Origin of the sequence: Sunxiuqinia dokdonensis, from assembly GCF_001270965.1 — a bacterium.
In the GTDB taxonomy this organism is placed as follows: Bacteria; Bacteroidota; Bacteroidia; order Bacteroidales; family Prolixibacteraceae; genus Sunxiuqinia; species Sunxiuqinia dokdonensis.
Genome location: NZ_LGIA01000016.1, coordinates 1 through 7,586, shown reverse-complemented (window position 1 = coordinate 7,586; position 7,586 = coordinate 1). Strand labels below are relative to the sequence as shown.

Sequence of the window (7,586 nt, the reverse complement as noted above, 5' to 3'; positions counted from 1 at the left end):
AGAGCGCTGATGAAAAGAAATTGATGACCAGCAAAGAAGACGAATACCTGCACGAATTTTGATATTCAAATAGGAGCGGTTTTGTGTCTTCTTTTCCGCTTCATTCTGGAAGCGTGGCGTGTTTTCCGACTAAACCTTCTTAAGTTTTTCTGTTTTAAGCTTTTCTATTAATTTTGCCGTCTAATTTTTTTGATGATGATATTACCGTTTTATGATGTGATTGTAGTGGGAGGTGGCCACGCGGGTTGTGAAGCCGCAACTGCGGCCGCCAGGTTGGGATCAAAGACCTTATTAATCACGATGGATATGGGCAAGTATGCCCAAATGTCTTGCAATCCGGCTATTGGTGGAATTGCGAAAGGACAAATTGTGCGCGAGATTGATGCACTGGGCGGGTTTACCGGCGTTGTTGCCGATCGGTCGTCCATTCAGTTTCGCATGTTAAACCGGTCGAAAGGCCCAGCCATGTGGAGTCCGCGCGTGCAGAACGACCGCTTCCGTTTTTCGGAATACTGGCGCGATATTTTAGAGAATACCGACAATTTGGATCTCTGGCAGGACGCGGTTATTCATCTGATTATTGAAGATGGCGTTGTGAAAGGCGTGAAGACCAAGATTGGCGTAGAGTTTCAATCCAAAACTGTAATATTGACCAATGGCACTTTTTTAAATGGCTTGATGCATATTGGGCAATCAAAAATGGAAGGCGGTCGGATAGGGGAGTCAGCGTCTTATTTCATAAGCGATCAACTTGCTGAGGCGGGATTTAAAACAGGAAGGCTGAAGACTGGAACGCCTGTTCGGATTGACGGTCGATCGATCGACTTTTCAAAATTGACAGAGCAAAAAGGCGATGAAGGTTACTACAAGTTTTCCTATTTGCCTGCGGTAAAATCAGAACTTAAGCAACGTAGTTGTTGGATTACGCACACATCTCCCGAAGTTCACAAGGTGTTGGAAAAGGGCTTTGATGAGTCGCCGATGTATGACGGAACGATCCAAAGTACCGGCCCACGATATTGTCCGAGTATTGAGTCGAAGTTGATCACATTTGCAGAGAAACAACAACACCAGCTTTTCCTGGAGCCGGAGGGTGAAACAACCCACGAGTACTATCTGAATGGCTTTTCGTCGTCGTTACCCTGGCAGGTTCAGTACGAAGCTTTGAGACTGATAGAAGGACTGGAGAATGCAAAAATTTACCGGCCTGGTTATGCTATCGAGTATGACTATTTTGATCCGACACAGTTATACCACACGCTTGAGACGAAGTATATCAGCAATCTGTTTTTCGGAGGGCAGATCAATGGAACCACCGGATATGAGGAAGCGGCAGCGCAAGGCATCGTGGCAGGTATTAATGCGCATTTAAAGGCCCATGAAGAGCCTGAATTTGTACTCGGCAGGGATGAGGCTTATATCGGTGTTTTAATCGATGATTTAGTCACGAAAGGCGTTGATGAGCCTTACCGGATGTTTACCTCGCGCGCCGAATACCGCATTTTATTGCGGCAAGATGACGCGGATGCCAGGTTAACTCCGCGGGCATTTCAGTTGGGATTGGCTTCGCAAGAGCGAATTGATTTATTGGAAGAGAAGCTCCGTTTGCGCGATGAAATTATTGATTTTGTCTCTAATTTTTCGATCAAACCACAATACATTAATCAGCTTTTGGAATCGAAGAATACATCGCCATTGAAGCAAGGTGTGAAGTTGAGGGATGTGATTGCCCGGCCACAGATTTCAATTTTTGATGTGGTTGAACCGGTCACTCCTTTCAAAAAAATGCTTGAAAAAATACCTTTAGATCGGTTTGAAGAGATCGTTGAATCGGCCGAAATTTTAATCAAATATTCAGGCTATATTGAGCGTGAAAAACTGATGGCAGATAAGTTCAAACGGCTTGAAAATATCGATATTGAAAACAAGTTTGATTACGGAAGTATTCACACAATTTCCACTGAGGCAAGACAAAAATTGTCCAAAATAAGGCCGAAGACAATTGGGCAGGCGAGTCGCATTTCCGGTGTAAATCCGTCGGATATCAACGTGCTTTTAGTGATGCTTGGCCGTTAATGTTCCACGTGGAACACAAAATTAAAAACAACTATGAATTTAAAAGAAATCATCCGCGAGATACCGGATTACCCTGTAAAAGGAATTAGTTTCAAAGATATTACAACGCTGCTCAAAGATCCCAGCGCGTTTAATGAGGTGGTGAATCAAGTACATGAGAACTTCAAAAACAAAGGGATTACAAAGATTGTATCACTCGAGTCGCGAGGGTTTATTGTTGGTGGAGCTGCGGCTTATTTGTTGAATGCCGGCTTTGTCCCTATCCGTAAAAAAGGCAAATTGCCAGCCGAAACGGTGGCCGAATCGTATGAACTGGAGTACGGATCAGATACGATTGAAATACACAAAGACGCCTTGACAGAAGACGATATTGTACTCATTCACGACGATCTTTTAGCAACTGGTGGTACGGCTTTGGCTGCACTAAATTTGGTGGAGAAAATGAATGTCAAAAAAGTGTATTTCTCTTTTATTTGCGATTTGAAATTCATCGAAAACGGGAAAAAAGAAGTGCTTTCAAACTACGAGACGCATACTTTGGTTGAATACTAATTGGGGCTTTTAAATTGAAATATTCCGCAGTAAATAGAAATATTGAGACTCTGAAAAAGCAGGTTTCTGTGCTGCCAGACAAGCCTGGAATTTACCAGTATTTTGACGACTCAGGTAAAATTATTTACGTTGGGAAAGCCAAAAGTCTTAAGAAAAGGGTTTCCTCTTATTTTTCAAAAAATCACGAAAATCGAAAGACAGCACTGCTTGTCCGGGCAATAGCCGACATCAAACATTTGGTTGTTGAAACCGAGCAGGATGCGCTTTTGCTCGAAAACAATCTGATCAAAAAGTATCAGCCTCGGTATAATATTCGGCTGAAAGATGATAAAACCTACCCATGGATTGTCATCAAAAATGAACGTTTTCCGCGGGTTTTTTTAACCCGGAATGTGGTTCGTGACGGTTCGCAATACTTTGGTCCCTATACATCGGTGGTCACGGTACGCACCTTGTTGGATTTGTTTCGAAAACTGTATAAACTCAGAACCTGCAAGTACAATCTCTCAAAAGAGAACATTGAAAGCGGTAAAACAAAAGTTTGCCTCGAATATCACATCGGAAATTGTTTGGGGCCGTGTGAGGGGTATCAAAAGGAAGAAGATTACAACGAATACATTTCAGAAATACGCGATATTTTAAAGGGAAATATTTCGATTGTCATTAAATATTTGCGCGACTTAATGCGTCAATATGCCGAGGATTTTAAGTTTGAAGAAGCCAATTCAATCAAAGAAAAACTGCAAATTCTTGAAAAATTCCAGAATCGGTCTACCGTTGTTAGCGCCACAATCACCGACGTGGATGTTTTTACGATTGACATGGTTGAGAAAGCGGCTTTTGTGAATTATCTGAAAGTGATGAATGGGGCCATTGTCCAAACCTACACGACTGAAATAAGGAAAGCCCTGGATGAATCGAAAGAGGAATTGTTGCAGTATGCGATTGTCGATATTCGGCAGAAGATATTCTCTAATGCACGCGAATTGTTGGTTCCCTTTCAACCCGAATTTGAACTGGAGGATGTGAAATTTAAAGTTCCGGTGCGCGGCGACAAGAAAAAGCTATTGGATTTGTCGCTTCGAAATGCGAAGTATTTCAGACTGGAAAAGGAAAAGCAACACATTTTAGCCAAGCCAAAAGACAACACCAAGCGTATTTTGGAGACCTTGAAAAAAGACCTTCAGCTAAAGGAATTGCCGGTGCATATAGAATGTTTTGACAACTCGAACCTGCAGGGATCGAATCCGGTGGCCGCTTGTGTTGTCTTCAAGAATGGAAAACCGGCTAAAAGAGAGTATCGGCATTATCATGTAAAAACTGTTGAAGGGCCTAACGATTTTGCCTCGATGGAAGAAATTGTTTATCGGCGTTACAAACGATTGGTTGACGAAGATGCAAGTTTGCCGCAATTAATTATCATCGATGGGGGAAAGGGTCAATTGGGAATGGCACTGAATGCATTGGAAAAATTAAATCTCCGAGGAAAGATTGCCATTATTGGCATAGCAAAAAAACTGGAGGAAATATTTTTTCCAGGTGACTCGGTTCCGCTTTACCTCGACAAAACTTCGGAAAGTTTAAAAGTGATTCAGTTTGCGCGCGACGAAGCTCACCGATTTGGAATTACTTTTCACCGCCAGCTGCGATCGAAGAATTTTATTAAATCGGAGTTGGAGGAAATTCCGGGTATTGGAGAAAAGACCATTCAAACACTTTTGAAGCGATTTAAGAGCGTTGAGAATCTAAAAAATCAAGCCTACCAGGCAGTGGCCGATGAAATAGGCGATTCTAAGGCCGCTAAAATATTTGAATTTTACAAATTAAGACGCTGATAAACAGTTTTTTGTTGTATTTTTTTTGCCGAGTTTCCTAGGTCAAAAATCAATTCCATCTAGCTTAATTCCGGTACTTGTCGTCGGTGTTTAGCAGGCCGAGGTAGGAAAAGTAGCGGCTGTCGGCAATTTCACCCTCGTTGACCAATTGTTTCACTTCGCAACCCGGTTCATGGGTATGGGTGCAATTGTAGTACTGGCATTTTTCCAAAAGCTTGAACATTTCAGGAAAATAGTGCGAAATTTCTTCTTTCTCCATTTCCAAAACACCAAAGCCTTTGATTCCGGGTGTGTCAATAATATAACCACCAAAGCTCAGTTCAAACATTTCAGAAAAAGTAGTCGTGTGTTTTCCGGTTTGGTGATAGTCCGAAATTTCCTTCGTTTTTATGTTTAAGCCCGGTTCAATGGTGTTAATCAAAGTCGATTTCCCAACGCCGGAGTGGCCCGCAAAAACATTGGTTTTATTTTTCATCCAGCTTTTAAGCGTATCCATCCCAATATTTTTTTTGGTCGAAGTCTTCAGACAACGATAGCCAATTTTCTCGTAGAGCTCGATCATCTGATCCATTTGTCGGGTTTGCTCATGATTGTAACGGTCTATTTTGTTGAAAATCAAAGTGCAGGGGATTCGGTACGCTTCTGCCGACACCAAGAACCGGTCGATGAAGGTCGTGGTGGTAACCGGGTAGTTAATGGTGACCACCAAAAACGACTCATCGATGTTTGAAGCGATGATGTGGGACTGCTTCGATAAATTTGGGGATTTCCGAATGATGTAGTTTTTTCGCTCCACAATATTGGTAATCAGCCCATTGATTACATTGGTGTTGTCTTCCGATTCTTTTTCAGCCAATTTGAATTCAACGTGATCGCCCACCGCGATGGGATTGGTACTTTTAATGCCTTTCAATCGAAAGTTGCCTTTAATTTTACACTCGATTTTTTCGCCGTTTTCAGCTTTTACGGTGTACCAGCTTCCGGTAGATTTTATGACGATTCCTTTGTTCAATTGCTAAAATTTTGCGTGTAGAATGCTTATCTTTCGATTGTAATTATCATTCAAAAGTAAGAAAAAAAATAGTGAAACGTATTTTAAGTTATAATGTTAATGGCATTCGTGCCGCTCTGGGAAAGGGTTTTTTAGACTGGTTATCATCCGAAAATCCCGATGTGGTGTGTTTGCAGGAGACCAAGGCACAGCCGGGTCAGATGAGTGAGCTAGCCTTTGAAGCGCTGGGATATCATATTTACGCTCATTCGGCTATTAAAAAGGGCTATAGTGGCGTGGCAATTTTAAGCAAAGAAAAGCCGGATCAGGTGGTTTACGGCATGGACAATGCCAAGTACGATGCTGAAGGAAGGGTGATTCGGGCTGATTTTGGCGATTTGAGCGTCATCAGCGCCTATTTCCCGTCCGGAACTACGGGAGGTCCCAGGCAGGCGTTTAAAATGGATTTTTTGGCTGACTTTCAGGCATACCTGAACAAACTGCGGAACGAGCGCCCGAACTTGGTGATTTCGGGCGATTACAATATTTGCCGGCTGTGGATTGACATTCATAATCCTGAAAAGCAACAGAATACTTCGGGCTTTTTGCCTGAGGAACGCGAATGGTTTCAGCAGTTTGTAGACGACGGCTATTGCGACAGCTTCCGCGAAATTGTTGCTGACCCGCACCATTATTCGTGGTGGAGCTATCGGGCTGGATCTCGGGCCCGGAACAAAGGTTGGCGAATTGATTACCACATGGTGAGCGAACCTTTGAAATCAAAGGTCATGAGTGCGGGTATTTTGCCTGATGTAGTTCATTCCGACCATTGTCCGGTTTGGGTTGAACTGGATGTTTGAGTATGATGTTCCACGTGAAAAAAAAAAAGGATCGAATTTCTGTTGAAGTTCGATCCTTTTCGATTGGCAACACGGTGATTTTATTCCCAGTCCAATATTATTTTTCCGCAGTTTCCTTCTTCCATGATATCGAAAGCTTCCTGAAAGTTTTCGGCTTTCATTCGGTGGGTGATCACCGGCAAAATGTTCAGTCCCGAAGTCAGCATCATCTCCATATGATACCAGGTTTCGTACATTTCACGGCCGTAGATTCCTTTCAAGGTAAGCCCCTTGAAAATTAGTTTACTCCAATTAATTTGCGTGTTTTTTGGAAGTAAGCCAAGCGAAGAAATCTTCCCGCCATTGTACATGTTTTCCACCATGTCGTTAAAGGCGATGGGTGATCCGCTGCATTCCAGTCCAATGTCGAATCCGGCAACCATGCCCAGGCTGCCCATGGCATCGCGAATGCTTTCCTTCGTTGGGTCAATGACTTTGGTGGCTCCCATTTTGCGGGCCAAATCGCGGCGGTAGGGGCTTAAATCAGTTCCTACCACATTTCGTGCACCGGCAAACTTGCAAACGGCAGTAGCCATGGCTCCAATGGGTCCGCCAATGCCGGTAATCAACACATCTTCGCCCAAGAGGGGGAAGGAGAGGGCCGTGTGGGTAGCGTTGCCCAGCGGATCCATAATGGCCATAATTTCATCGGGGATTTGAGGGTCAACTTTGAGTACATTTTTGGCTGGTACCACAATATACTCGGCAAATCCACCATCTCGTTGAACACCAATACCTACCGTATGGTCGCAAATATGCTGGCGGCCGCGCCGGCAGTTACGGCAGAATCCACAGGAAATATGGCCTTCAACAGTCACCCGTTCGCCGACATGAACACGGTCCACTTCCATGCCGGTTTCAACCACTTCACCCATGTACTCGTGCCCAATAACGACGGGTGTTTTAATGGTATTTTGAGCCCATTCGTCCCATTTGTAAATATGTAGATCGGTGCCACAAACAGCGGCTTTTTTTATTTTAATCAAAACATCGTTGTGGCCAACTTTTGGCATGGGGACATCTTCCATCCACAGACCACGTTCAGGTTTACTTTTTACAATTGCCTTCATAGTTTATTTTGAATTGGAAGAAGCAATTTATAGCTATTTCATTCGAAAAGAAAGAATGATTATCATGTTTTTGCCATAGCTTTGGTAGGCCGAAAGACATTTAGAAACGGTTTTTGTTGTTGTCGGACTGCCAATTACGTCATAAAAAAGAGGCTGTCTAAAA

General features: G+C 43.2%; 6 protein-coding genes. 4 read left to right on the top strand and 2 right to left on the bottom strand.

The window, feature by feature from the left end:
* Positions 1 to 192: 192 nt before the first annotated feature.
* From mnmG to uvrC, 3 genes are read left to right on the top strand one after another with little or no spacing between them, the layout of a single operon-like run.
* Positions 193 to 2,076 (top strand): tRNA uridine-5-carboxymethylaminomethyl(34) synthesis enzyme MnmG, encoded by a 1,884-nt coding sequence (gene mnmG, locus NC99_RS01590; protein ID WP_239684386.1) that lies wholly within the window; start codon positions 193 to 195, stop codon positions 2,074 to 2,076.
* A 33-nt stretch (positions 2,077 to 2,109) separates the two neighbouring features.
* A complete protein-coding gene (locus NC99_RS01585) occupies positions 2,110 to 2,628 on the top strand; it encodes an adenine phosphoribosyltransferase (protein ID WP_053179150.1) in 519 nt (172 codons plus the stop codon).
* Positions 2,629 to 2,642: 14 nt separating this feature from the next.
* Positions 2,643 to 4,463, top strand: coding sequence for an excinuclease ABC subunit UvrC (uvrC, locus tag NC99_RS01580; protein WP_204374864.1), 1,821 nt, complete (start codon positions 2,643 to 2,645; stop codon positions 4,461 to 4,463).
* Positions 4,464 to 4,527: 64 nt separating this feature from the next.
* On the opposite strand, the gene rsgA is transcribed toward uvrC, so the two are convergent.
* Positions 4,528 to 5,475 carry a ribosome small subunit-dependent GTPase A gene (rsgA, locus tag NC99_RS01575; RefSeq protein ID WP_053179149.1) on the bottom strand — a complete coding sequence of 316 codons (948 nt, stop codon included), beginning with the start codon at positions 5,473 to 5,475 and terminating at the stop codon, positions 4,528 to 4,530.
* 71 nt (positions 5,476 to 5,546) lie between these two features.
* Here rsgA and NC99_RS01570 point away from each other — a divergent pair, with 71 nt between their 5' ends.
* Positions 5,547 to 6,314, top strand: coding sequence for an exodeoxyribonuclease III (locus NC99_RS01570; RefSeq protein ID WP_053179147.1), 768 nt, complete (start codon positions 5,547 to 5,549; stop codon positions 6,312 to 6,314).
* 80 nt (positions 6,315 to 6,394) lie between these two features.
* Here NC99_RS01570 and tdh read toward each other — a convergent pair whose 3' ends face one another.
* Complete coding sequence (gene tdh / locus NC99_RS01565; protein WP_053179146.1) at positions 6,395 to 7,423, bottom strand: L-threonine 3-dehydrogenase; 1,029 nt, start codon at positions 7,421 to 7,423, stop codon at positions 6,395 to 6,397.
* Between the last annotated feature and the right edge of the window lie 163 nt (positions 7,424 to 7,586).

Bases quoted from the DNA above. Each gene is read 5' to 3' on its own strand.
- mnmG (WP_239684386.1), top strand. From the start codon at position 193: ATGATGATATTACCGTTTTATGATGTGATTGTAGTGGGAGGTGGCCAC.
- NC99_RS01585 (WP_053179150.1), top strand. From the start codon at position 2,110: ATGAATTTAAAAGAAATCATCCGCGAGATACCGGATTACCCTGTAAAA.
- tdh (WP_053179146.1), bottom strand. From the start codon at position 7,423: ATGAAGGCAATTGTAAAAAGTAAACCTGAACGTGGTCTGTGGATGGAA.